This is a genomic window from Synoicihabitans lomoniglobus (assembly GCF_029023725.1).
Lineage (GTDB): Bacteria > Verrucomicrobiota > Verrucomicrobiia > Opitutales > Opitutaceae > Actomonas > Actomonas lomonigloba.
In genome coordinates this window covers 343,727-367,901 of the sequence record NZ_CP119075.1, presented here as the reverse complement: position 1 = coordinate 367,901, position 24,175 = coordinate 343,727, and the positions used below count along the sequence as shown (strand labels likewise).

Here is a 24,175-nt window from a genome sequence, read left to right as displayed (position 1 = left end):
TTCTCCCATGAACCTGAAACCCTATTTTTTCACCGCTCTAGCTACGCTCGCTCCCAGCGCGGCCTTCGCCCAAACAACCGCTCCCAGCGAGGACGATATCGTCGATCTCGCGCCAGTCATCGTCACGGGTGAAACCTACGCCTTCGGCGCTCAAAAATTGATCACCGTCACGTCCGACGAACTCGACCGCCTGCAACCGGTCGATCTTGAGGACGTGTTTTCCCAGGATCCCTCCGTCCGCGTCGGCGGTGGAATCGGGGTCGCCGAAAAAATCTACGTGCGCGGCATCGAGGACAAACTCCTCCACGTGTCCATCGATGGCGCTCCTCAAGGCGGCTACCTTTCCCATCACCAAAGCCAATTCACTGTCGAGCCCGAGTTGCTCAAATACGTCGAAGTCGAGCCCGGCCCCGGCGGCGCCCTCCAAGGGCCCGGCGCGCTTGCCGGTGCCATTCGTTTTGTCACCAAGGACGCCAACGATTTCCTCGCTCCCGGCCAAACCGCGGGCGCGTTCACCAAGGCGACCTACTTGAGCAATGGCGACGGCCTGAAACTCACCGGCGCCCTCTACGGACGAGCCGGCGACAACGTCACGTTGCTCGCCGCTTACACGTGGCTCGACATCGGCGACTATGACGCCGGCGAGGGCACCCTTGTCGATTACTCGGCGCACGAGCAAACCCGCGCGTTCGTCAAAGGCACCGCCACGTCCGATGATGGCGCCCACACGTTCACCCTCAGTTTCGAATCGATTGAAGACGAAGGCACCTTCCGCCATCGGCCCAACTTCTTCGGCTACTTCAATCACCCTGTCGCCCCCAATATCCCCGTCGACATGACGTTCGGCCGCGACACCGTCACCGCCAGCTACACCCAGTCGATCAATGATGAGGACCACGGCCTCAGCGCCGTCGCCTACTTCTCCGACAACACCACCGATCGCGCCGGGCAATACAACATGGGTTACGCCAGCGTCGGACTCGACGTCCGCTACGCCGACACCTACGCCGGAGGCACCCACCGCGTCACCTACGGGGCCGACTACCGCGACGACACGCTCGAATTCACCGGCGGCGGCTCCATCACCGGCTTCGCCCGCCCGCTCAACTACGTCACCATTCCCGATGAAACGGTGAACATCTTCGGGGCCTACGTGCAGGATCTTTGGCAAGCCACCGATGCCGTCGAAGTCGCTCTCGGCGCCCGCTTCGACAGCTACGACTACGAAGACAAAGACGGTAACAACTACTCGGATACAGGCATCAGTCCCTCCCTCGGCGTGGCCGTCGATCTCGGCGAGGGCTTCAGCCTCAACGCCTCCTACGGTCTGGCCTACCGCGGTCCCACCGTGATCGACGCCATCACCGCCAACGAGGGCACCATCACCAACGCCAGCGACATCGACGGCGAACAAGCGACCAACGGCGAATTTGGCCTGAGCTACACCCACGGCGTGTTCACCTTTGCCGCCACCGTTTACCGCCAGGAAATCGACGACGTCATCGTCAACTCCAGCCTCAACGAGCCCGGCCTCCGTGGCAACGGTGGCAAGCTCAAGGTCGACGGCTACGACCTCAGTGCCGCCGCTCGCTGGGGTGGTTTCAACGCTTCCCTCGCCGTCAGCCAGTCCGATCCTGAACTCAATGGTTCGCCTCTCACCGACGTGAGCTTCGGTCTCGGCTCGGCCTACGGTCGCGCCTGGACGGCGGCGTTCGACTATACCTTCAACGACGTGCCGGTTCGTCTCGGCTGGAACATCGATCTGGTGGAAAGCTTCGACGAGGTGCCCGCCGGTCTCCCAGCCAAGGACGGCTACGACATCCACGGCGTGTTCGCGGAATGGCGACCCCACGATCGCCTCACCTTGGTCGCTTCGGTGCACAACCTCTTCGACATCGCCTACACCGACCAAGCCACGGCCGGCTACAACAGCCAACTCCAACGCATCGCCGGTCTGCCCGCCGCCGGTCGTGACTTCCGCCTGAGCGCTTCGTTCAAGTTCTGACGCCTCTCGCCGCCGCCACCTCCTTCGTCTCATTCCGTGAAGTCCTCCTCCACCTCATCCTCCGATGACGCTCCGACTCCCGCGCCGCGCTCGCGCAGCGCGCGGCGGGCGTGGTGGACGAAACAGTTCTACGCGTGGCATTGGATCAGCAGCGCGATCTGCCTGGCGTCCATGCTGTTCTTTGCCGTCACCGGCATCACGCTCAACCACGCCGGCAGCATCGCCGCGCAACCGGTCGTCACGCCGGCGACCGCCACGTTGCCGCCCGCGTTGTTGGATCTCATCACCCCCGCCGACGACGAGGTCGATGATTCCCGCCAACCCCTGCCGCGCGAGGTGCGTCAATGGCTCGACACCGAGCTCGACGCCCGCGTGGGCGGTCGCAGTTACGAATGGTCCCCCGTCGACATCTACGTCGATCTCCCCCGCCCCGGGGGCGATGGCTGGCTGAGCATCGACCGGCTGTCCGGCGAGGTCGAACTCGAGGTCACCCGGCGCGGTTGGATCGCCTACCTGAACGACCTGCACAAAGGCCGCGACACCGGCTTCGAGTGGATCCTGTTCATGGATGTCTTCTCGGTCGCCTCCGTAATTTTCTGCCTCACCGGCTTGGCCCTGCTGGTCGTGCACGCCCGTCGGCGGCCCTCCACCTGGCCCATCGTCGTCGCTGGCGTGGCGCTGCCGGTGCTCGTCCTGATCATCTTCGTGCACACCTGATTAATTCTCATGCCTCCCTCCCTTCGTTCCACTCTCACTCGCCTCGTTCCCGGTCTGACGTCCGTGGCTTCCGTCGCCTCGGCCGGAGCCGGCGAACTGACCGCCTCGATCGAGATCCCTCAGCTCAACGTCGCCGAATATCACCGGCCGTATGTCGCTGTGTGGATCGAGACCCCCAAGCGCGCATTCGCCGCCAACGTCGCGGTAAAGTATGACGTCGAGATGGCCGACAACGAGGGCGAGACGTGGCTGAAGGATCTGCGTCAATGGTGGCGCAAGTCCGGCCGCGAACTCGACCTACCTCTCGATGGCGTGAGCGGTCCGACTCTGCCGGTCGGCACCCACGATATCACCGTCGCCACCTCCGCCCCCGCTCTCAGCGAGCTGCCCGCCGGCAACTACGTGCTGGTCGTCGAAGCGTCACGCGAAGTCGGCGGCCGCGAGCTCGTGCGCGTGCCTTTCGCCTGGGGCGCAAACCAGTCCGTCGAAGCGTCCGCCGCCGGTAAGTCCGAGCTCGGCAACATCACGCTACGCATCTCACAACCCTGATTCACTGCTCTCCTTCGTATCATGAAACGTTCCCGCTCCACGCTTCTCGCCGCTGCGCTCACTTTTGGTGCCTTCTGCGTGCCTTTCTCTCACGCCCATCGCCAGTGGTTGCTGCCATCGACGACCGTGCTCTCCGGCGAGGGTCAATGGGTCTCGGTCGAAGGCGCTGTATCCAATAATCTGTTTTTCCCGAACCATCGGCCCATCCGGCTCGAATCGATCGCCGTCGCCGATCCCGACGGTGAACCCGTCGAGATTCAAAACGCCATCGCCGGGGAGATCCGTAGTTCCTTCGAACTGCAATTGAACAAGCCGGGCACCTACGCGCTCTCCATCGTGTCCTCCGGCCGCCGCCGCGGCCCCGGCGGCATGGGCGGTGGCGACACGCTCTTCGGTTCCTGGGACGACAACGGCCAGCCCCAGCGCTGGCGCGGCACCCCGGAATCACTCGTGACCGAGGGCATGGCCGCCAAGCCCGGCTTCAAATTGCAAGAACGCGGAGGCCGTCGTCTCGTCACGTTTGTCACTTGCGGCAGTCCCACCACCAAGGTGCTGGAACCCACTGGCGAGGGCTTCGACATCGAGTTCCTCACCCACCCCAACGACCTCTACTTTGGCGAGGCCGCCACCTTCCGTCTGCTCGTCGATGGCCAACCCGCCACTGAAGGCGAAATGACCGTCGTCGCTGGCAATGATCGCTTCCGCAATGATCCGGGTGAGGCGATTTTTACCGCCGATAAAGACGGCATCGTGACCGTCAACTGGCCCGCCCCGGGTCGCTACTGGATCGAGGCATCGGTCTCCTCCCACGGCGAAGCGCACGGCGTGCCGAGCGAAAAAACCTCCACCTATATTCTGATCCTCGAAGTGCTGCCGGAATAGGTTCCGTCAACGTCCCTCGCCATCCCCTCCCCGACCCACCTCCATCATGAAAATCCGCTCCACCCTCGCCATCGTTACCGGGTTGATCGCGCTCTCCCCTTCCCTGCATGCCCACCGCCAGTGGTTGCTTGCATCGGGCACAGTGCTGTCCGGAGAGGGACAACGGATTTCCGTCGAAGGCGCTGTCTCCAACGACCTGTTCTTTCCCAACCACGTCGCGATTCCCTTGGCCGCCACCACCGCCACCGCGCCCGACGGGTCGTTGCTCGAACTGCTCAGTCCGGCCGAGGGCAAGATCCGCTGCTCGTTTGAACTACAACTCGACCAGTCGGGCACCTATCGCATCACCACGCTCAACAATATGATGTTCGTGCGATGGCAAGAGGACGGCGAGCCCCGCGCCCTGCGCGGCTCCCCCGACGAGATCGCCGCCAAGGACTTGACCGGGCTCAACGAGGTCGCCCTCGCGCACTACATCACCCGAGTTGAGACCATCGTAACCTGTGGCGCTCCCACCCCATTGGCTCCGAGCAACACCGGCATCGAGTTCGAATTCCTCACCCATCCCAACGACCTCTATTTCGGCGAAACGGCGACCTTCCGCGTCCTCCTTGATGGCGAGCCCCATGCCGGGGCCGAGATCACGATCGTGCAAGGCAACGACCGCTTCCGTGACTCCGTCGACGAACTCGTGGTCACGAGCGATGCCGAGGGCTTGATCCACATCGAGTGGCCCGCCCCGGGACGGTTTTGGCTCAACACCAACACCAGCCAATCTCCCGGCGAGTTCCAGGGTCATCCCCTGCGCCGCGGCACCGCTTATTCGCTCACCTTGGAGGTCCTGCCCCAGTGAGTGCCGCCGGGACCAATGCCATCGAGGCCGCCCCTCGACGAGTGCTCATCCCGCCTCAACTGCCGCCTGCGCGGCAGCTCGGTCGCGGTGCGCTCGGCCTGCCCGTTTGGTCCCTCACCGGCGAAACCATGGGCACGCATTGGCGCGCCCGCGTGATCGCTCGCCCCTCGAACACGACCGACGACAAAGCCGACGCCCGCGGGGTGATCACCACCGCCTTGGATCGCGTGGTCGCATTGATGAGTCCTTGGGAAACGTCGTCCGACCTCGGCCGGTTTGCCGCCGCCCCCGCCGGTGCCCGCGTGACGCTCGCTCGGGAAACCAGTCTGGTCCTCGACCGCGCGCTGGCCGTCGCCCGCCTTACCGACGGTGCCTACGATCCTTCGCTCGGCACCGTGATCGATCTGCTCGGCTTCGGCCCGACTGATCCCAGCCGTCGCCACGATCCCGATCATCCCACGGTGAAGGCGGCCCGACACGCCGCCGGGTTCGACCGACTCGATTTCAACCCCACGACCCACACCGTCCGCCAACCGGGCGGCGTGCGTCTCGATCTGTGTTCGATTGCCAAAGGTTATGCCGTCGACCTCGCATCCGACGCCCTGCACCGCGTCGGCTGGACGAATCATTTCATCGAAATTGGCGGCGACGCCCGCGGGCGCGGCTGCAAAGCCGACGGCCAACCGTGGTGGTGTGCGCTCGACCCCGTGAGCGGTGCGCCCGAAACCGTCGCGGCGTTGTTTGACCACGCCGTCGCCACTTCCGGCAACACGCATCACTTTTTCAATCATCCCTCCGGCCGCGTTGGCCACATCGTGCCCCGGGTCGCCCCCGACCCGGCGTCCCCCGCCACCGAAACCATTGTCACCGTGCTCGCCCCGGCCTGCATCGACGCCGATGTCTGGGCCACCGCTCTGCATCTGCTCGGCCCGGACCTAGGTCGCGATCTCGCCGAGTCGCACCAACTCGCCGCCTGCTGGTTTCTGCCCCCCGGCCGTTCCCGCCTCGCTGGATCCGAAGTGCGCACCAGCGCCTTCGACGGCTTGCTCACCTAAACCGCTCCCCTTCACCGCCTCCCTTCGCCCTTTTTTTGCAAACTTTATGAGACTGAGTCCCAATCCTTTTATTTCGATGAAAACCACCCGTAATTTTCTGCGAGCAACGCTGGCGTCTCTCGCCGTCTGCACTCTCGGATTGACCGCTTCGGGTCAATCCACCTCACCCGCGGCAGAGTCCGCCGACGACGTCGTGAAGCTCGCCAACTTCACCGTCTTCGGCGACCGCATCGACATCGTCAACGTGGCCACTCGGCTCCCGCTTACCGATCTGGAGACGCCGCAAACCATCAGTCTCATCGACTCCGCCCGGCTCGAGCGTGAATCGATGTTCAGCATGGACGATGTCATGCGCAACGTCACCGGCGTGAACGTGTCGCTCTACGACACCCAACGGCCTCTCTACTTCTCGCGCGGTTTCCAAATCACCGACTTCCAGGTCGACGGGATCCCGACCTTCAGCACTGACACGAATCAGGAATACGACACCGCCCTCTACGAGCGGGTCGAAATCCTCCGCGGTGCAAACGGCTTGTTCAGCGGCAGCGGCGAACCTTCGGGCACCATCAACTTTATCCGCAAGGCGCCGACCAAGGACTTTGCCGCCTCGGTTTTTGCGACCGTCGGTTCCTGGGATTACTACCGCGGCCAGATCGATGTGAACACGCCCCTCACCGCCGACGGTCGCGTGCGCAGTCGCTTCGTCGCGTCCTACACCGACCGCGACAGCTTTCGCGACCGTTATCATGAGGAGAAGACCGCCTTTCTCGCCAGCGTGGCCGCGGATCTGACCGCCGACACCACCCTCACGGTGGGCTATCAGAAACAGGACAACGAACCCACGGCTTCGGTCTGGGGCACCATCCCCCCACTCGCCATCGACGGCACTCCTTCGAATCTGCCCCGCCATACCAACTTCGCCACCAACTGGGCCTACTGGCAGCGCGAATCCGGCACCTTCTTCACCAACCTGCAGCACAAATTTGCCGCCGACTGGCAACTGACCGCCGCCTTCAACCACACCGAGGGAGCGGAGGAGAGCAAGAGCGTCTACGCCAATCCCTACGCCGGCAGTTTCCTCGACAAGTCCGACGGCTCCGGGGTCATCATCAGCGGCTACTATTGGGAGAGCGAGGACGAGCGCGACAGCGTCGATCTCTATCTCAATGGCACATTCCCCGCCTTCGGCCGGGACCACGATCTCGTCGTGGGCGCGAGCTACTCCGACTACGCGGCCAACTATCCCAACCACAACCGCACCTTCGCGTTCGCTCCGTGGAACTACGAGATTCCCAACTTCTATACCTGGGACGGCTCAGCTCCCGAGATGGCGGTGACCATGCTGCCCGGTTCCAACCATGTGGCCAACGAACAGCTCGGGTTCTATTCCTCCCTCCGTCTGCGCCTCACCGAGGAATTTTCCGCCCTCCTCGGTGGCCGGGTCACCCGCTGGCAAACCGAGGACTTCGATCGCGACGGCAGCGGCGGCACCACCGTCAACTCCGCCTTCGAAATCGACCATGAGTTCACGCCGTATGTGGGATTCACCTACGACTTTCCCGCCGGCTTCACCGCCTACGCCAGCTACACCAAAATCTTCGAGCCGCAGACTTATCTCGGCGTAAATGATCACTACCTCGATCCGCTCGATGGCTACAACCTCGAGGCCGGCGTCAAGGCGCGCTTCGCTCAGGACCGGGCCACCTTCACCGCCGCCGTTTTCCAGACCGGTCAGGACAACTACGCCGTGGTGCACCCCGACTACGCCAACTCGCCCGACCCGCGCTACGTTGGCGTCGACGGCACCGAAACCCAGGGCGTCGAGTTCCAACTCTCCGGACTCGTCACCCGCGACTGGTCGGTGATTTTTGGATACACCTATAACGACACCAACCGCCACACCGGCGATCTGATCTACGCCAACCTGCCCGATCATCTCGTGCAGCTCTCGACCCACTACCAATTCCCCGGGGCCTGGAGCCGCCTCGCGGTGGGTGCCGGCCTGACGTGGCAAAGCGAGATCACCGGCACCCTCGCCCTGCCGACCGGTGACATCGCCGCCACTCATCAGGACGCCTACGCGCTGGTGAACCTGCACGTCAACTACCAGATCAACGAGCACCTTGGCGTCACCCTCAGTGCCAAAAACGCCCTCGATGAAACCTACCTCGCCAACCTCGACTACCCCAACTACGGCGAACCGCGAAATCTCCTGCTCACGCTCGCGTATAAATTCTAAACCACCGCGCCGACTCAATCCAACGTAGGCAGCCCGCTAGCAGGCGCTCCCCCACTCCACTCATGCGCAAACGCATCTGGCAACTTCACTCCTGGCTCGGCCTTTGTGCCGGGCTCGGCTTGGTTATCATCGGCCTGACCGGCAGCGTATTGGTGTTTCATCGCGACATCGCCCGTTTCACCAAACCGGAAATCGTGCTGCGCCCGTCGCCACTCGATGCCCCCCGGTTGCCGTTGTCGGGCCTGATCGCGGCGGTGGAGCAGGCGCACCCCGACTACTGGGTGCGCGGCTGGTTGCTTTATCATGGGGAGGAACGGCGCGACGTCGCCTACGTCACGCCCCACGCCGATTCCGCCGCCTGGTATCTGCTGCATGTCGATCCGGCGACCGGCGATATCTCCGGTCCGCCGGTCGCCCTGCACGACACGCTCTACGGCTGGTTCATCGACCTCCACTACACGTTCTTCGCCGACCACATCGGTCTCGCGATCACCGCGGTGCTGGCGGTCGGGTTCATCTTCCTGAGTCTGACCGGCCTCTATTTGCACCGGGCATTTTTCAAAACCGTGTTTCGCCTGCGCTGGCGGCAGAGTTGGCGTCTCTTCAGCTCCGACCTGCACAAGGCCGTCGGCATCGCTTCCCTGCCTTTCAACCTGCTGCTGGGCTTCACCGGCGCATATTGGAACATCGCTCACCTCGCCGAGGAATTGAGCCACGAACACGAGGAAGCAGAGGTCTGGACCGCATACGAAGGCCGCCTCGACCGCCTCGACGAACTACCCGCGCTCGCCGAAACCACATGGCCCGGCTACGCCTTCAACTACGTCTATCTCCCGACCGCCGAGGACCGCCAGTTCTACGTCTTCGGTCAGACGCCGGAAAACCATCCGTTCCGCAGCCGTTACGGCAGCGCGCTTTGGTTCGACGCCGCGTCATTGGAAATCAACTACCGCCAGGATGTGCGCACCGCCGGTTGGTGGGCGCGAATCGTCGACGCCTTTGAACCCCTGCACTTCGGGGACTTCGGCGGCCTGGTATCCAAAATCCTGTGGTGCCTGGCCGGGCTCGCTCCCGGCCTGCTCACCCTCAGCGGCGCATTGATCTGGTTCCAACGCCGTCGCCGTCGACCGCCCCCCGCGCGCCCCGCGCCGCCCCGCCCCGCCCCCCTCACCGCCGCCGCGAGCGGCAGATAGATTTGCCCGATGACAAACTCCTCCGGCACTCGCGCATTGCCCATCATTGAGACTGAGTCCCGATACCTTTCTTCCGTTTAATCCAACTCGACGCCAACCATGAACATTCCCTATTCGCGCCTCTTCGGCCCGCTGCTTTTCGCCACCGTCTGCGGTGCCCAAACCGCTCCGGAGACTGGCTCCGCCAAAGCCGACGAAGTCGTCCAACTCGAAGCCTTTGAAATCACCGGCGAAAAACTCGGACGCACCGCCCAGGAAACCCAGATCAGCGTCGCCGCCCTCCGCGGCGTCGAACTCGAGCAGTCGACCGACACCGAGCTGTCCGACATATTCGCCCGCACCGCCAATACCTACGCCAACGCCAGCGGCTTCACCATCCGCGGCATTCCCAACACCGGCTTTACGTTCTCCGAGGGCAGCGACATGGCCACGGTGCTGGTCGACGGCGCGACGGTCGACGGCCAGATGCTTGGCTTCGACGGCGTGTCCATTTGGGACATCGACCAAATCGAAATCCTGCGCGGTCCGCAGTCCACCACTCAGGGTCGCAACTCCATGGCCGGGGCCGTGATCGCCCGCACCAAAAACCCCACTTTCCACTGGGACGGTGCTCTCCGCGCCACCTATGGCGAATACGACACCCGCCAACTTGCCTTCGCCGTGGGCGGCCCGCTCGTGCCCGAAGCCCTCGCGTTTCGCTTCTCGCTGGAGGACAAATACAGCGACGGCGCCCTCACCAACATCACGCGGGACGAGGACGACTGGCACCGGACCGACTCCACCAACCTGCGCGGTAAACTGCTCTTCCAACCCGCCACATGGCAGGGGTTTTCCGCCTTGCTCACCTACGCCCAAACCGAAAGCCAAAACGGTGACCGCGCCTATGCCTACGGCAGCACCATTCCGGAACTCTACGAACGTCTCGCCTACGAAAACACCCGCAACCATTTCGACACCCGCAGCCGCACCGCCGCCCTCGAAATCAACCAGGAGTTTTCCAACGGTTGGCTGCTCACCGCCACCACCGGCTGGAGCGACTTCCTCCTCGATTCCCTCTACGATGGCGACCGCAACGCCACCGAGGAACTGCTCTACGGCTACGGCTACGACAACGATTCACTCACCCAGGAAATCCGTCTCCTCGCCAAGGGCGACACCTGGCGCGCGCTCGCCGGAGTCTACTTTGCCGATTCCTCGCGCATGTTCTATTCCAGCGGCCCGTTCTACTACGTTATTCCTTCGCCGCTCGATCAGGTCTTCGGCCTGCCCACCCCGTCGTTCGCGCTGCTCGATCTGCAGCAAAACGGTCTGATCGAAACCACCAACGCGGCTCTGTTCGTCAACGGCGACTGGCAGCCCACCGACCGCTGGACCTTCAACCTCGGCGCGCGTTTTGACCGCGAAAAACTCGACCGCACTTCCGGCCAAAACGTGGTCCTCGCACAAGGGTTCCCCGGCGCGGTCGCCCTGATGGACGTGCCCTCATTTGGCATCGTGGCCGGCATGCCCGCCGATGCCGTCATCTCCGCCATCGCCGCCGACGCTTCCGCCGGCGGCAACGGTGAGGACACCTTCAAAACGTTCCTGCCTTCCGCCGGGATCACCTACCACTGGACCGACACCCTCAGCACCGGGGCCACCGTGACTCGCGGTTACCGTTCCGGCGGCGTCTCCTTCAACCAGAAGCGCGCGGTCATCGTCCCGTTCGACCCCGAATACACCACCAACTACGAGCTCTCGTTCCGTTCGGTTTGGCTCGATGGCAAGGTCGTCGCCAACGCCAACGCATTCTACGTCGACTGGGTTGACCAACAGGTGTCGGTGCAGCTCTCCAGCGACATCTACGACACCCAGGTCGCCAACGCCGGACAATCCTCCTACTACGGCGCCGAGCTGGAACTGCGCGAGGATCTCGGTGGCGGTTGGTCCGCGTATCAATCAATTGGGCACACCCGCACGCGCTTTGACGATTTTTCCAGCGCGGCATTCGACTACTCCGGCAACGCCTTTCCCAACTCGCCCCGCTGGACCGCCAGTGCCGGCGTGTCCTACTCCCGCCGTGCGGGCTGGTTTGGCCACGCCAGTGTCAGCTACGTCAGCGCGGCGTTCACCCGACCCGAGAACGACCCGGACTACCTGCTCCCGGCGCACACCGTCGTGAATGCCAAGCTCGGCTACCGCTTCGGCGATTGGTCGGTCTTTGCCTACGCCAACAACCTCCTCGACGAGGACTACCTCGAAAGCCTCTGGGAACAATCCGCCACGCGCTTCGGCGCCGAACCCGCCCTGCCGCGCGTGCTCGGCGTCGGTCTTGACACCACCTTCTGATGGCCGCCTCCGCTTGCTCCCCGTCTCCCCGGCGCCGCTCCTGGCTGAGCGCGTTGTATCCCGCCGTCTGGCGCTGGCACTTCTGGGCCGGTCTGGCCGTCACGCCGTTTCTCATCGTCGTTTCCCTCACCGGTGCCCTTTTCGTCTTTCAAGAGGAACTGCAGGTGTGGACGCAGCCCGAGGTCATGACCGTCACCGTGCCCGCCGACATCCCCGCGCGATCCTACACGGCTCGCTTCGCCGCCGCCCGCGCCGCGCTGCCGCCGCAGTGGGAGTTCAGCTCGTTCAACCAACACGCGGAGCCCGGCCGCGCCGACGAGATTGTCTTTGAACGCGAGGTGACGTCTCACGACGACGACGCCGAATCCCCCGTCGACGACGACCATGCCCACGAGCACGAACACCAGTTCGTCTACGTCGATCCCTACACGGGCGAGGTGCTCGGCCAACAAACGCTCGAACGCAGTTTCTTCGGCATCGTTCTCAGCCTTCACCGCACCTTGCTCGCGGGTTCGATCGGTCGCTACGCCGTCGAGTTGGCGACCTGCTGGGGCATCGTTTCCCTGCTGACCGGGTTGCTGCTGTGGTGGCCGCGCGGAAAGGAAAAACTCTGGGGCGTCTGGCTGCCCCGGCTGCGTCGCGGCGGTAAACTCGCGCTCCGTGATCTGCACACGATCCCCGGACTCTACCTCTTTGGCGCGGCGCTAGCCATCATGGGGACCGGTCTGCTTTACACCCAGGTCTGGGGACAAGGCGCGTTCGCCGGACTTTACTTTGGCGGCCAACTCCCGCCGTCCTACGTGAGCCCGCCGACCTCCTCGCCGCTACCGCCCGATACCGCTCCGGCCTCGATTGACGACATCGTTCGCGAGGCCCGCACCCATTACGCGTTCCCCACGTTTCACCTCGCCGCTCCGCATGGGACCGACGGGTGCTGGACGCTATTCGGCGCGACCGACACCGGCGATCTCGACGATGGGGTGGTCTACCTCGACGCCTCCACCGGCGCCACGCTCGACGTGATCGACTACCCGAGCCTCGCGCCCGGCGCGAAGACCGCGCTCCTGTTTTACTCGATCCACACGGGGTCGATTTTCGGACTCACCACCAAGATCATCGCCGTCCTGGCCTGCCTCGTGATCATCGCGATGAGCGTGACCGGGGTGTGGATGTGGTGGCGCCGACGCCCGGCCGGCAAGTTCGGCGCTCCGCGCAAAACGCGCACCGAGCAGGTCCCCAAAACCATCGCCGCGACGATCGTCGGCTTGGCCGTCCTCTTCCCTCTCGTCGGGCTGAGCATCGTCGTCCTGTGGCTCGGTGAAACGTTGCTCCGAGTCGCGCGCCGCCAACGCGCCGCGACCGCCTGAAACCCATTCATGCTATGAAAACCCAGCCCTCCATCCTTTGTGAAATCGTGGCTCCGAGCTCGGCGCAGGCCGCAGCCTTGACGGAAATCGCGGTCACGTGCGCTCGCGACGTCGGTCAACCCATCACGTTGAAGACCCTTCAGCTTTCACCATCCCCCCAGACCGGAGCCGCGGCCAATCTCACGCTGCACCTGCCCGCTGAACTCGCCGTGGCGCAACACGAAGTATGGTGCCTCGCCTGTCGCCTGGCCTGCTTCTGCCCATCGGCCCGCATCAGCGTTCTCGTGCTGGGGCAGGATGCCTTTCGTTCCGCCCCCACCACCACCGCACCTTCCGTTCAATCCGCCTGATGATTCCTCGTCCCTCTTTCACCTCGTTTCCCGCGGCGCCCGCCTCGCGTTTGAGCCGTTGTTTCGCCACAACCGCAGACGGTCGCATTCCCCTGACCCCCGACTGGCCGCGCCTCTTTGCCCGTCTTGCCCATTGCGACAACGTCGCCCGGCAAACGCGCCACGCGCAAGCTCGCTTGATCCGGTTGGGTCGGCTCCCGGCCCCCGGTTCTGCGCCGCTTCACTGGGTCGATGCCCACACCGAGCTCAAGCTGAACCACGCCGTCGGGTCGCACGCGATCGCCCGTATCGCGTTGTGCCCGTGCTGCGATTCTCCCGGACGCATCGAAGTCATGAATCCGCACGGTTCGGAGTTCCTGCAACTCTGCGCGCCCGCCCGTATGGCTCCCGCCGTCTGGGCGCAAATCGTGGCCTCGCTGACCGCCGGTTCGCCCACGCAACTGCCCGCGTCCGACGAACGCGCACCCTCTCAGCATTTGTTGAATCTCGTCGATCCGCGCCGGCTCACGCTCTCCACCGCCATCGATCGTCTCGCGCCCCTGCTCGCCGCGTGGGGTGATGCGGATCACATGCTCGCCGTCACGCTGGAAACCGCTGCCGCGGTGCACACCGAACGGTTTCATCCCGCCCAAGTCCAGGAGGACGGCCGCACCCTGCAAGTCTGCGGCGACGGCGCGACCCTGCAACTCGCGCGCGCCACCGTTCACCAACTCGGTTGCGGCCGTGATTCCTCCGGTCCCTTTCTCCGGGCGATCGATGTCCACGGCGCGAGTTTGATCACCTTTCGCCCCGGCCCAAACCGGGCGACCGACCACGACCGTTGGCACGCTGCCACCGCCGAAATTTTCCGCCCTTAATCCTCCTCAACCTTATCATGAAAGACTCCTTGCACATCTGTTTCGGCACCATGACCGGCAATGCCGAAACCCTCGCTCAATCCGCCGAAGAACGCGCCCAGGCCGACGGCTGGACCACGCATTTGCTCAACCTCTGTGACGTCAAACCGACCGACCTTCGCGACCTGCGTCAGGTGCTCTTTGTGGTGTCCACCTGGGGCGACGGCGAGCCACCGGACGACGCCGCCGACTTTTGGTATGGTCTCGAAGATACCGCCCTCGACCTCAGCCATCTGACCTTCGCCGTGTTCGGTTTGGGTGATCAGGACTATGACGATTTCAACGGATTCGGACGTCGCCTCGACGAACGTCTCGCCGTGCTCGGTGCCTCCCGCCTGCACGACCGTTTCGATGCCGATCTCGATTTCGAAGACACCTTCCCCGGTTGGGCTGACGCCGTTCTTGCTCAGCTCGACTCCCGCCGCGGCAACGCGCCCGCTTCCGCCTGATCCTCATCGCCGTGCCGAGCCACCCCACTCACTCCGACGCCTTCCGCTTCTACGTCGCCGTGGGGTTGGCCCTGGCGCTGGCGGCCGGCTTCATCCTGCTGATTCATCTGGGCTGACGAAGCGCAAGGCACGCGCATCGCCCTGCATCGGCCTCATTGGCTCATCGAAGGGACCGGTTCCACCCGGTCCGCGTTACCCCAAAGCCTCCGACTGAGAGGCAACTGCGGACGACGTGGAAGTCGTCCCTCCGGGGTTCGGAGGGAACCAGTCACACACCCGGTCCGATTCAAGTGGTAAGATCGGCGTAAACCTTGGCGTATTCGGCTTTGAGTTTCGCGTGCGTCGCCCAGAACGGCGGCACGGTTTCACCCGCAAGTTGAGCGATCAAAATCGCAAAATGACTGTGCCAACCTGCCGCGTATCCCGGGATCGAAGGCACATCGCCGCCGCGGGCCCGATGCGTGAGCACGAGCACCACATACTGACCTTGCGCCGTGAGTTCGAAGGTGACGTCAGAGTCCTCGTCAAAGGTATAGGTGAGCACCCGCGGTGGCTCCCACCGGAGGATCGTGCCCGGCATTTCAAAACCAGTCTCGTGCACCTCCTGGTAGGCCTCGGGCGGTGTCTCTTCGGGTGCGATGTTTTTGTGCTGAAATTTCAGCAGCATCTTCCCGCCCTCGCACGGCTCCATGGGACCGCCGGCAAACCAAAGGGCACGTTTGGCGGGATCGGTCAGGTAGTCCCAGATCCGTTCGATGGGGCCCGGCAGGGTGCGCACGAGTCGCACTTCCGCCGGCGTGGTGAATTTGCCAGGTTGGTCGTTTGGTTTCATGATGATTTCTTTCGGTTGGTGAGTTTAGCTCGGCGCGCGTCGTCCGCCCGCAGTTCGCGTTCGAGTGCGTCGAGCCGGTTCGACCACATCGCGCGCGTCTTTTGCATCCAGGCTTCGATATCTCCGAGACCATCCGGATTGAGCATTTGGATACGGGATTGCCCCTCTGCCCGCACCGTGACGAGCCCCGCTTCGCGCAGGACCTTGAGATGTTGCGAGATGGCCGGCGCGCTCATGGCAAATTTGGCGACTAATTCGCCGGCGGTGTGCTCGCGCTCCGCGAGCAGCTCGACAATGCGTCGACGCGTGGGATCGGCGATGGCGGTCAGACTCTGCATGAGGCCGTTATTTAAGAATATACTTAATTATTCAAGTTCTTTATTTAAGCTGGTGCTTAATTTTTAAAGCTCTCTCTCTGTCGAACCTTTCCAAAATGTAATGATGCCGCAGTTGACGATGGTCCAAAACCGAGAACAGTGATGTCTGTTCCCGCTTAGCGGGGACTTTTGGGGTAACCAAGAAAGCAAATGGCCGGTCGCTTAGGGGTAGGCGACCGGCCAACTTATTTTAAGGACCGCGAACGTCGCTGATTCGTGGACTTCAGCGTCATGGATCGGACTTCTCCCGCTGACGCTACAGCCGCAAGTATGGTGAATTCTTCCCGGCTCTGCCGGAGTGAAATTTCAGGAGGTGGACCGTCCCACTCATCGCGGTCCGCTACGTGCACCATGGATGAACAAAATTTCTACTGTGAACGTAATTATTTGCTTCAGAGATAAATCAAACTGGCCGATGACGTCGGCTTCGCATGATCAACCTATCTAAAATTTGTCGGCAATTTATTCTAGTAGCGACGTTGGTTTGCGCACCAACTTGGCTTGGTGCGCAGGTATTGCTGGTGGTCAATATCTCGGATCCCAATGCCGTGACGATTACGGCCACCGGTAATGCGCCGTCCGCCAATTTCACCCCCGCAGCCAATCACAATTTTCCGGTGAGACTGCTCAATTTTTTCACCGAGGGCCAATCGCTGATGAACTTCGCGTTGCACTCCAACACGTTGCAGTCGTTCGGGTCAGATCATAATTTCGACCAGGTTTTTAGTGGCCGAGCGCTGCCCGGAAACCAGACGCTCGTGCTCAATGCCCGGCCAAACTCGCAAGAAACCTTCAGCACCAGCAACGCCGCGTTCACCGGCACCGCCACGGTGGATTTGTCCAGCGTCGCCGGAAGCATTGTGAGCCATGGATCGAGCGGAGATATCTACGCGAGCGACGGCACCACGACGACCTTCATCGGCACGTATAGCGTCACCTCGGTCAGTGCGGTGCCGGAACCGGCCACCTTTGGATTCATCCTCGGCGGACTGGTGCTGTCCGCCGTCGGTCTGCGCCGGAAGAAGCGCGTGAGTCCGACGGTCTGACGGGGGATTCGCGATCACGGTCTGTCCGGAAAGCGGCCGTGATCGCGCGGCCGCTCCGGACCGCTGCCAGTTACGCGGCCGGAAAGCCGAGCTTCGCCCGTGATTCAGATCTGCGCGGCACCGCCATCGGCAAACAGTTCGATACCGTTGACGTAGCTCGCATCATCCGAGGCGAGGAACAGCACGACGGCGGCGATTTCGTCCGGCGTGCCAACGCGTCCGCTCGGCGCAGTCGCGGCAACCTGGTCCTTCATCCCGGCGATCTGTTCGTCATTGAGCCCGAGTTCACTCTTGTAACCGGGCGTCACAATCGTGCCGGGCGCGATGACGTTGACGCGAATCTGCCGCGGCTTGAGATCGACCGCCCAGGTTCGGGCAAAGGATCGCAGCGCCGCCTTGGTGGCCGCATACACCCCGAACGCCGGCAGACCTTTGACGGAAACCATCGAGCCGGTGAGCACGATGGATGAACCGGCGGGCATGAGCGGAAGCGCCTTCTGCACGGTGAACAGGGTGCCGCGCACGTTGATGCCGAAGTATTTGTCGAAGTGCGCTTCCGTAACATGCTCGAGCGGCACAAACGCTCCGCCGCCGGCGTTGGCAAAGAGCACGTCGATCCGGCCGGCCTGAGCTGTGATCTCCGCGAAGATGCGGTCGAGATCGGCCGACTTTGCGATGTCGCCCTGCAGCGCCGTGGCCTGCGGACCGAGCTCGCGGACCGCGGCGTCGAGTTCCGCTTGGCGTCGACCGGTGATGAAGACTTGCGCGCCTTCGGCGATGAACCGGCGGGCGGTTGCCAGACCCAAGCCGCTGCTGCCGCCCGTGATGAGGGCGACCTTGTCGGCAAGTTTGGCGGAGGAAACGGGAGGAGTATGCGTGGACATGATTTTGGTGATTCGAGGTGTTTGAATTTTAGTAATGGCAGACCCAGGATCCGTTGATCGCCGGGTTGACCAAAGAATATCACCGGATGCCCGATCCGACCATTGCCATGATTTTGGGCTCACCCATACTTTTGGTTAATCGCCATTCGCCATGGAGCTCCGCCACCTTCGCTATTTTACCGCCGTTGCCGCTCACGGCAGCTTTCAGCGCGCCGCGGAAACCCTGCACGTGACCCCGCCCGCGCTGAGTCGTCAGGTGAAGGATCTCGAGGAAGAGCTGGGGGTGACCCTGTTTGTCCGCGGGAAAAATCTGATCACGCTGACCGATGCCGGAGACACTTTTTACGAAGAAGCCTGCGACGTGCTGGCGCGCGCCGCACAAGCGATCCAGCGCGTGCGCGGCGCCGTGAAAGCAGAGACCCTGCGCGTCGGATTCGTTTCGTCGCTCACGGCGGGTTTACTGCCGGCGGCGATTGGTAAATTTCAACTCAGCGCGCCGAAGGTGAAACTCGAGTTGTCCGACCTGAATCCCCACGAAATGAGCCAACGCGTGGCGGCCGGCGGACTGGACCTCGCCATCATGCCCGCAGGTTTGGAAACGGCCACGCCGCATTTCGTCTGGAGTGAACTGGTGCACCTCGCTGCCGTCTTGATCCTCCCGCGAACCCACGCGATGGCGAAATTGAAAAAGATCCCGCCCGCTCGGCTCAGAGGGTGCCAGCTGCGCGGCCTCGGTCGCACGAACTTTCCCGAGTATGCCCCGCGACTGCGGACGATCCTAAAACCCTTTGGCCTGAGCCCCCGCTTCACCGATCAATCGGCCGACAGCGTCGCGTCGCTGTTTGCGGCGCTGGAAGCCAACCACGAAGTCGTTGTGCTGACGGAAGGTATCGCCGAAGCGTTACCGCCCACGCTCGTCATGCGCCCCTTCGCCCCCGCCCTTGCCGCCAGCGTCATCAAAGTTGGCCTGCCCGCCGTGCGACCCAACCCCCATGCCGAAACCTTCGCCCAAATCCTCCGCGAAGGCGTGAACCGGATCAGGAGAAAAACGTAAGTTCCCGAAAGGTCTTAATTTAATTTGATCACTCCCGTTTTAGAGAGGCCAATGAAATTACGAGTCGAGGTCTGATATTGCCCCATTCCCGTATCCTACCTGCCCCATTTCAACGCCCGATTCGAATGTTTTTCGATATCGATGCTAGCTGTGCGTTTCAGCTCTTCCGCCTCTCCTGCATTCGTTGCTTGAGTCGGTTCAATGAGGTGTAACCCTGCCGTCCTTTCCAACTGAGAAGCCCTAAGGCAATCCGACCACGTCCACTCAATCGGGTGGAAAGTTTTTGCTCACCATTCCAAGCGAGCAACGAGCGCAACTGACGGCCCAACTCTCCGACCAACGCAGCATCACTGAAATGCATCTCCCAAGCTCGTCTGGCGTTGAGGGCCATCTCCGGCCAACGATCCAAATACGACCTCAAAATCTGCGGAATGTTCGACATTTCACGTTCCTTAACCCGCACGGAGCACGAATCCCAGTCCACACCCTCCGGGAGCGTCATCCAATCACTGATGATGACGGGGACTCGCGCCGCCTGCATTGTCTCATATAGCCGCGAGCCCGTGCCTGCCAACACGTTGCCCCGCGGGCACAAATTGAAACGGCACCGGCGCATTGTATCTGCGTAATCCTGCTTCCCCTGCAGACCCGAGCGATCAAACATCTTATGCCAAATTGAATCCCGCACGACCAACAGGCCCTCGCGACTTTCATTTAACGCATTCAACATTGGCAACATTCGCCCTCTAACGCCGGACGTGATTGCGCCCAGAAAACCATAAAGAAAAGTCGCATCTCTCAGGTCATACGGGCGAATCACTTCGTTGCACTTGATCGGAAGTCCAAATGCCCGGTGGCGCCTGCGTTCAAACATGTAGGACGGTAAAGATACGTAGAAGCCCGGTGGGCCACCGGTGGGTAAATCCCCCATATCCCAAACGAACTCCCGCGGTGACTTCTGCTCCGGCCATTTAAGGCAAGTCGACATCTTGTCACGAAGCGACGGACACCCGGTGAGGCGGATGACGCAGTCGGATGCGTCCCTGCTACCGACGAGGACGCCATCCGTCGATGGTGCCGCGGAAATGGCTTCAACCAACCGTTCCATCTCTCTGCGGAAATAATATCCATGACCTTCGAGATCTATGTATATTTTGACCGGACCTTCCCCGTTCTCTGGTTCGTTCACGTCTGTGCTCATGATTAGATTCTCAGGAAACAGGCGGCGGAGTGCCCGTGTGTCATCCGCTAATTGGACCTACCCATCCCTTCTCCTGATTCGCACCCTTTTGGCAGAAGACCAAGTTATGATAGAAGTGTAGGGCGACAATATGCTCATCGCAATAGCTGGGCTGGTAATCCTCGCGTTTGAATTCCCGATGATTCAGCCCGTCGGAGAGAGCCTTAAGCATTCCCATACTGGTCTTCGGGGAATTCAGCTCCGTGCTGCTACCACCGAAATCAGGCCAGTATGAGGTGTGCACATCCTCAACCACGTAAATTCCGTTTTCTGCTAACAACGGAAACAGAATCTCAAAGCTTCTCAAAACGTGGTTGTTGAGGTGACTCCCGTCATCGATGATGATATCAGGGGTGCCGATTTCGGCGACCAATTCCCTCAAGAAGGATTCATCGGATTGATCTCCTACATACGTCCGGATACGCGGCGTGTCGTGAGCCCGCTTGTCGTATATGTCCACCCCATTGATCCGTCCCGACGGGAAGTATTTTTCCCACATTCTGAGACTTGCACCGCCGCCTTGTGAATCGTCGAACCCGCCGATCCCAAGCTCTAGCAGCACGATCCTCTTTTTTCTCATCGTTGAGAAATGGCGTTCATAATGCTGCGCATACCAGTGATCGCCCCACTTGTCAGAACCATAAATGGTGGCCAGCATTCGAAGGTCCCCGGCAAAAGCATGGCGCGCGACTGATTCCTTAAGTGAAACCCAGAGTCCGCGTGGCAGCATTTTTTTGCCTACCTTAGCCGCTTCCCTCGCCAAATTTTCAAAATACGAATGCTTCACCTAGCGATTAATCTACCGTGACGTTATCACAACAATTTTCCCGCAAGCTATTCAATTTCATAAATCACTTTCATCATTTCAATATAGGCTTTCAATTCCTTGAATACTCACTTGGCAAGACACTTAGCACATACAAGTGGGGAGAGAGTTTGGCCTTCATGGAATATTGCGACAGCGAATCGTTTCGCACTTTCCATTGGCCAGACTGAGCAACATGCAAACCCGCCGGAAATTGACTAACCTGAGGACGTTTGGCGAGCCCGAATCGTTGCGAGTCCCGACTCAACTCATCGAAAATCAGCAAGCTACGTTATTCTCCCATCTTTTGGTGTAGACCCCATGTGTTGTTTCACACTGGCGGAACCACCTTCGCCAAGGCTTCGGCGGTCAAGGAGAGGGGGGGATTGGCGGACCTGCGGTCCGGTGCTTCGCACCCGCGCTGCGCGCGTCCCTTCTCCGCTTCGCTCCGTCGAACCCCGGGGTTCGCATCCCCCATTTTTACGGGCCTCGTGTGGCGGTCGTAGTCGGTATTTTGTTCGTGCCTCGTGTTGTTTCACACTGGCGGAACCACCTTCGCCAAGGCTTCGGCGGTCAAGGAGAGGGGGGATTGGCGGACCTGCGGTCCTTCTCCGCTTCGCTCCGTCGAACCCCGGGGTTCACATCCCCCATTTTCATGGGCCTCGTGTGGCGGTCGTAGTCGGTATTTTGTTCGTGCCTCGTGTTGCTTCACACTGGCGGAACCACCTTCGCCAAGGCTTCGGCGGTCAAGGAGAGGGGGGGATTGGCGGACCTGCGGTCCTTCTCCGCTTCGCTCCGTCGAACCCCGGGGTTCACATCCCCCCATTTTCATGGGCCTCGTGTGGCGGTCGTAGTCGGTATTTTGTTCGTGCCTCGTGTTGCTTCACACTGGCGGAGAGGGGGGGATTCGAACCCCCGATAGGTTTCCCTATACCCGCTTTCCAAGCGAGCGCATTCGACCACTCTGCCACCTCTCCAGGTGCTTCGCCTGATGGAAAAACCACCCAGTGATTGGCGAAAGGGGGCCAGATAAGAAGGATCTATTCCCTGCGGTCAAACGGATTTTCGTCCGGACTTCGTGCCGCGAATCCAAACGGCCTTCACTGACTCGCTTGCTGCGCCCCTTGCCGACGCCACTCGCGGTGCACAATCGCGGTGCATTCGTCCATAACAACATCCATGCCATGCGCTTCCGCTATACGGGCCGCCGCCGGGTTCACAATGCCTTGCTGCAACCACAGGCAGTCGGCTCCGATCGCGATCGCCGCCCTCGCCCAGTCTTCGGCTTCGGCGGCGGGGCGAAAGACATCCACAATGTCCACGTGGTCGGGGATCTCGGACAGTGCTCGGTAGGCCTTTTCGCCCAACAGGGTATCTGCCGTCGGGTGGACCGGGATCACCCGCATGCCTTGCTGTTGCAGATACGCTGCTACCGCGGCGCTGGGCTTGGCGGGGTTGGTGGAGAGGCCCACAACCGCTATGGTCCGGGCGCGGCGAATGATGTCGATCGGACGGATCATGGCGAGGGACATCAACTTCGCATGCGGGCGATCAAATGCAATCTCGGGTCGCGAGCCTCCGGTTTGGTTTGTCCGCGACGGGCGACCCCGTTTCATACCGTCCATGCCGTCCGCTGAATCCCCGAGTGAGCGCCCTTCCTTCCGCCAAGCACTCCGCTTTTGGTTCAAGCTGGGGTGCATCAGCTTTGGCGGACCGGCAGGGCAAATCGCCATCATGCAGACCGAGCTGGTGGAGAAAAAGCGGTGGATCGAGCAGGACCGGTTTTTGCACGCGCTCAACTACTGCATGCTGCTGCCGGGGCCCGAGGCCCAACAACTCGCGACTTACTGCGGATGGCTGTTGCATGGCACGCGCGGCGGCATCGTGGCGGGGGTCCTGTTCGTGCTGCCTGCCGCGATCCTGCTATGGGGGTTGGGCGTGCTTTACGTGACGCTCGGTCATGTCGCCGCGGTGGCGGGGGTGTTTGAAACACTCAAGCCGGCGGTGTTCGCCATCATCGCGGCGGCGGTCATCAAACTCGGACGCAAGGCGCTCAAGAAGCCGGAGCGGTGGGCCTTGGCGGCGGTGTCGTTCGTCGCGATTTATTTCTTCAACGCGCCCTTCCCTGCCATCGTGTTGGGGGCCGCGATCATCGGCTGGTTCGTCGAAAAACAACAGCCAAGATCGGTTACTCCTGCACCGTCGGTGGTGTCGCCGTGGCGGCATGCCGCCAAGGTGCTCGCGGTCGGACTGCCGCTGTGGTTTACCCCCATCCTGCTGGCGGCCGTGGTGCTCGGACCCCGTGATACGCTGGTGCAGGAGGGCATTTTCTTTTCCAAGGCCGCCATGGTGACGTTTGGCGGAGCTTACGCAGTGTTGCCCTATGTAGCGCAACAGGCGGTCGAACACTACGCGTGGTTGTCGGGTCCGCAGATGCTCGACGGTCTCGGTCTCGCCGAAACCACGCCGGGCCCCCTGGTGCTGGTCTTGCAATTTGTGGGGTTCCTCGGCGGCTACCAAAACCCGGGAGCGCTCTCGCCTTTGGTCGCCGCAACGTTGGGCGCGGCCATCACGACGTGGACGACGTTTGTGCCGTGCTTCCTATGGATCTTCATCGGGGCGCCACATCTGGAACGACTGCGCGGCGTGGCGCGTTTGAACGGCGCGCTCGGCGCGGTGACGGCGGCGGTGGTGGGCGTGATCCTCAACCTCGCGGTATGGTTTGCGGGTCCGGTGCTGTTTCCCGCCGGTCGAGTCGACACGATCGCCGTCGCGGTGGCACTGGCGGCGTTCATCGCGCTGCAGCGGTTCAAGGTCGATCTGTTGTGGATCGTGCTCACCGCCGGCATATTGGGCGCGCTGCGCGGAGTCGGAATCTAACGCCAAGGTGCGGAGTCGCGAAGGACGCCACCAAACCGCGCCGCTGAATCAGGATTATACTGTGCGTCCTCTGCGGCTTCGCGACGTGGCGATGGAGTGATCCACCCCATGGATTCGGCGGTATCGGCAAAACCGCCCTACCTGGGGTTTCCGGGTAGGGCGGGCTCGCCGAGC

General features: G+C 62.1%; 22 protein-coding genes and 1 tRNA gene. 16 read left to right on the top strand and 7 right to left on the bottom strand.

Annotated features, from left to right (window positions below):
- Positions 1-7: 7 nt before the first annotated feature.
- The 13 genes from PXH66_RS01405 to PXH66_RS01345 all read left to right on the top strand — a co-directional run bounded on the left by PXH66_RS01405 (position 8) and on the right by PXH66_RS01345 (position 14,883).
- On the top strand, positions 8-2,005 hold the full coding sequence (locus PXH66_RS01405; RefSeq protein WP_330928711.1) for a TonB-dependent receptor plug domain-containing protein: 1,998 nt from the start codon (positions 8-10) through the stop codon (positions 2,003-2,005).
- A 36-nt stretch (positions 2,006-2,041) separates the two neighbouring features.
- The gene (locus PXH66_RS01400; protein WP_330928710.1) at positions 2,042-2,722 is read left to right on the top strand and encodes a PepSY-associated TM helix domain-containing protein; all 681 of its coding nucleotides are present in this window, start codon (positions 2,042-2,044) and stop codon (positions 2,720-2,722) included.
- A gap of 9 nt (positions 2,723-2,731) precedes the next feature.
- Positions 2,732-3,271 (top strand): DUF2271 domain-containing protein, encoded by a 540-nt coding sequence (locus PXH66_RS01395; protein ID WP_330928709.1) that lies wholly within the window; start codon positions 2,732-2,734, stop codon positions 3,269-3,271.
- A gap of 21 nt (positions 3,272-3,292) precedes the next feature.
- Positions 3,293-4,153 carry a DUF4198 domain-containing protein gene (locus PXH66_RS01390; RefSeq protein WP_330928708.1) on the top strand — a complete coding sequence of 287 codons (861 nt, stop codon included), beginning with the start codon at positions 3,293-3,295 and terminating at the stop codon, positions 4,151-4,153.
- Positions 4,154-4,199: 46 nt separating this feature from the next.
- Positions 4,200-5,006, top strand: a complete 807-nt coding sequence (locus PXH66_RS01385; protein WP_330928707.1) for a DUF4198 domain-containing protein — start codon at positions 4,200-4,202, stop codon at positions 5,004-5,006.
- Positions 5,003-6,061, top strand: coding sequence for an FAD:protein FMN transferase (locus PXH66_RS01380; protein ID WP_330928706.1), 1,059 nt, complete (start codon positions 5,003-5,005; stop codon positions 6,059-6,061). The genes PXH66_RS01385 and PXH66_RS01380 overlap by 4 nt, the downstream gene beginning before the upstream one ends.
- Positions 6,062-6,137: 76 nt before the next feature.
- The gene (locus tag PXH66_RS01375) at positions 6,138-8,300 is read left to right on the top strand and encodes a TonB-dependent siderophore receptor (protein ID WP_330928705.1); all 2,163 of its coding nucleotides are present in this window, start codon (positions 6,138-6,140) and stop codon (positions 8,298-8,300) included.
- 62 nt (positions 8,301-8,362) lie between these two features.
- On the top strand, positions 8,363-9,493 hold the full coding sequence (locus PXH66_RS01370; protein ID WP_330928704.1) for a PepSY-associated TM helix domain-containing protein: 1,131 nt from the start codon (positions 8,363-8,365) through the stop codon (positions 9,491-9,493).
- A gap of 99 nt (positions 9,494-9,592) precedes the next feature.
- The gene (locus PXH66_RS01365) at positions 9,593-11,821 is read left to right on the top strand and encodes a TonB-dependent receptor (protein WP_330928703.1); all 2,229 of its coding nucleotides are present in this window, start codon (positions 9,593-9,595) and stop codon (positions 11,819-11,821) included.
- A complete protein-coding gene (locus PXH66_RS01360) occupies positions 11,821-13,188 on the top strand; it encodes a PepSY-associated TM helix domain-containing protein (protein WP_330928702.1) in 1,368 nt (455 codons plus the stop codon). Before PXH66_RS01365 ends, PXH66_RS01360 begins: the two co-directional genes overlap by 1 nt.
- Before the next feature lie 14 nt (positions 13,189-13,202).
- Positions 13,203-13,538 carry a hypothetical protein gene (locus PXH66_RS01355; protein ID WP_330928701.1) on the top strand — a complete coding sequence of 112 codons (336 nt, stop codon included), beginning with the start codon at positions 13,203-13,205 and terminating at the stop codon, positions 13,536-13,538.
- Positions 13,538-14,395, top strand: coding sequence for a hypothetical protein (locus PXH66_RS01350; protein WP_330928700.1), 858 nt, complete (start codon positions 13,538-13,540; stop codon positions 14,393-14,395). Before PXH66_RS01355 ends, PXH66_RS01350 begins: the two co-directional genes overlap by 1 nt.
- Before the next feature lie 17 nt (positions 14,396-14,412).
- Entirely contained in the window at positions 14,413-14,883 is a 471-nt protein-coding gene (locus tag PXH66_RS01345) for a flavodoxin domain-containing protein (protein WP_330928699.1), read from the top strand.
- Between the two features lie 286 nt (positions 14,884-15,169).
- On the opposite strand, the gene PXH66_RS01340 is transcribed toward PXH66_RS01345, so the two are convergent.
- Positions 15,170-15,715, bottom strand: a complete 546-nt coding sequence (locus PXH66_RS01340) for an SRPBCC family protein (protein WP_330928698.1) — start codon at positions 15,713-15,715, stop codon at positions 15,170-15,172.
- On the bottom strand, positions 15,712-16,053 hold the full coding sequence (locus PXH66_RS01335; protein WP_330928697.1) for an ArsR/SmtB family transcription factor: 342 nt from the start codon (positions 16,051-16,053) through the stop codon (positions 15,712-15,714). The genes PXH66_RS01340 and PXH66_RS01335 overlap by 4 nt, the downstream gene beginning before the upstream one ends.
- Positions 16,054-16,523: 470 nt before the next feature.
- On the opposite strand from PXH66_RS01335, the gene PXH66_RS01330 reads away from it, so the two are divergent.
- Positions 16,524-17,138 carry a PEP-CTERM sorting domain-containing protein gene (locus tag PXH66_RS01330; RefSeq protein ID WP_330928696.1) on the top strand — a complete coding sequence of 205 codons (615 nt, stop codon included), beginning with the start codon at positions 16,524-16,526 and terminating at the stop codon, positions 17,136-17,138.
- Positions 17,139-17,242: 104 nt separating this feature from the next.
- Here the strand turns inward: PXH66_RS01330 and PXH66_RS01325 are convergent, their stop codons facing one another.
- On the bottom strand, positions 17,243-18,022 hold the full coding sequence (locus PXH66_RS01325) for an SDR family NAD(P)-dependent oxidoreductase (RefSeq protein WP_330928695.1): 780 nt from the start codon (positions 18,020-18,022) through the stop codon (positions 17,243-17,245).
- 151 nt (positions 18,023-18,173) lie between these two features.
- Between PXH66_RS01325 and PXH66_RS01320 the strand changes: the two genes are divergently transcribed.
- A complete protein-coding gene (locus tag PXH66_RS01320) occupies positions 18,174-19,076 on the top strand; it encodes a LysR family transcriptional regulator (RefSeq protein WP_330928694.1) in 903 nt (300 codons plus the stop codon).
- Between the two features lie 157 nt (positions 19,077-19,233).
- Here PXH66_RS01320 and PXH66_RS01315 read toward each other — a convergent pair whose 3' ends face one another.
- From PXH66_RS01315 to PXH66_RS01300, 4 genes are all read right to left on the bottom strand, one after another.
- Positions 19,234-20,277, bottom strand: a complete 1,044-nt coding sequence (locus PXH66_RS01315) for an exostosin domain-containing protein (protein ID WP_330928693.1) — start codon at positions 20,275-20,277, stop codon at positions 19,234-19,236.
- 40 nt (positions 20,278-20,317) lie between these two features.
- Positions 20,318-21,103, bottom strand: a complete 786-nt coding sequence (locus tag PXH66_RS01310) for a class I SAM-dependent methyltransferase (protein WP_330928692.1) — start codon at positions 21,101-21,103, stop codon at positions 20,318-20,320.
- Positions 21,104-22,010: 907 nt separating this feature from the next.
- Positions 22,011-22,098 (bottom strand) — tRNA-Ser (locus PXH66_RS01305).
- 123 nt (positions 22,099-22,221) lie between these two features.
- Positions 22,222-22,641, bottom strand: a complete 420-nt coding sequence (locus tag PXH66_RS01300) for a CoA-binding protein (RefSeq protein WP_330929432.1) — start codon at positions 22,639-22,641, stop codon at positions 22,222-22,224.
- Between the two features lie 103 nt (positions 22,642-22,744).
- Between PXH66_RS01300 and chrA the strand changes: the two genes are divergently transcribed.
- Positions 22,745-24,001, top strand: coding sequence for a chromate efflux transporter (gene chrA / locus PXH66_RS01295; RefSeq protein ID WP_330929431.1), 1,257 nt, complete (start codon positions 22,745-22,747; stop codon positions 23,999-24,001).
- The last annotated feature ends 174 nt before the right edge of the window (positions 24,002-24,175 follow it).

Excerpts from the sequence above, each read along its gene's own strand:
- PXH66_RS01405 (WP_330928711.1), top strand. The coding sequence starts at position 8 with ATGAACCTGAAACCCTATTTTTTCACCGCTCTAGCTACGCTCGCTCCC.
- PXH66_RS01395 (WP_330928709.1), top strand. The coding sequence starts at position 2,732 with ATGCCTCCCTCCCTTCGTTCCACTCTCACTCGCCTCGTTCCCGGTCTG.
- PXH66_RS01390 (WP_330928708.1), top strand. The coding sequence starts at position 3,293 with ATGAAACGTTCCCGCTCCACGCTTCTCGCCGCTGCGCTCACTTTTGGT.
- PXH66_RS01385 (WP_330928707.1), top strand. The coding sequence starts at position 4,200 with ATGAAAATCCGCTCCACCCTCGCCATCGTTACCGGGTTGATCGCGCTC.
- PXH66_RS01375 (WP_330928705.1), top strand. The coding sequence starts at position 6,138 with ATGAAAACCACCCGTAATTTTCTGCGAGCAACGCTGGCGTCTCTCGCC.
- PXH66_RS01370 (WP_330928704.1), top strand. The coding sequence starts at position 8,363 with ATGCGCAAACGCATCTGGCAACTTCACTCCTGGCTCGGCCTTTGTGCC.
- PXH66_RS01365 (WP_330928703.1), top strand. The coding sequence starts at position 9,593 with ATGAACATTCCCTATTCGCGCCTCTTCGGCCCGCTGCTTTTCGCCACC.
- PXH66_RS01360 (WP_330928702.1), top strand. The coding sequence starts at position 11,821 with ATGGCCGCCTCCGCTTGCTCCCCGTCTCCCCGGCGCCGCTCCTGGCTG.
- PXH66_RS01355 (WP_330928701.1), top strand. The coding sequence starts at position 13,203 with ATGAAAACCCAGCCCTCCATCCTTTGTGAAATCGTGGCTCCGAGCTCG.
- PXH66_RS01350 (WP_330928700.1), top strand. The coding sequence starts at position 13,538 with ATGATTCCTCGTCCCTCTTTCACCTCGTTTCCCGCGGCGCCCGCCTCG.
- PXH66_RS01345 (WP_330928699.1), top strand. The coding sequence starts at position 14,413 with ATGAAAGACTCCTTGCACATCTGTTTCGGCACCATGACCGGCAATGCC.
- PXH66_RS01340 (WP_330928698.1), bottom strand. The coding sequence starts at position 15,715 with ATGAAACCAAACGACCAACCTGGCAAATTCACCACGCCGGCGGAAGTG.
- PXH66_RS01335 (WP_330928697.1), bottom strand. The coding sequence starts at position 16,053 with ATGCAGAGTCTGACCGCCATCGCCGATCCCACGCGTCGACGCATTGTC.
- PXH66_RS01330 (WP_330928696.1), top strand. The coding sequence starts at position 16,524 with ATGATCAACCTATCTAAAATTTGTCGGCAATTTATTCTAGTAGCGACG.
- PXH66_RS01325 (WP_330928695.1), bottom strand. The coding sequence starts at position 18,022 with ATGTCCACGCATACTCCTCCCGTTTCCTCCGCCAAACTTGCCGACAAG.
- PXH66_RS01320 (WP_330928694.1), top strand. The coding sequence starts at position 18,174 with ATGGAGCTCCGCCACCTTCGCTATTTTACCGCCGTTGCCGCTCACGGC.
- PXH66_RS01315 (WP_330928693.1), bottom strand. The coding sequence starts at position 20,277 with ATGAGCACAGACGTGAACGAACCAGAGAACGGGGAAGGTCCGGTCAAA.
- PXH66_RS01300 (WP_330929432.1), bottom strand. The coding sequence starts at position 22,641 with ATGATCCGTCCGATCGACATCATTCGCCGCGCCCGGACCATAGCGGTT.
- chrA (WP_330929431.1), top strand. The coding sequence starts at position 22,745 with ATGCCGTCCGCTGAATCCCCGAGTGAGCGCCCTTCCTTCCGCCAAGCA.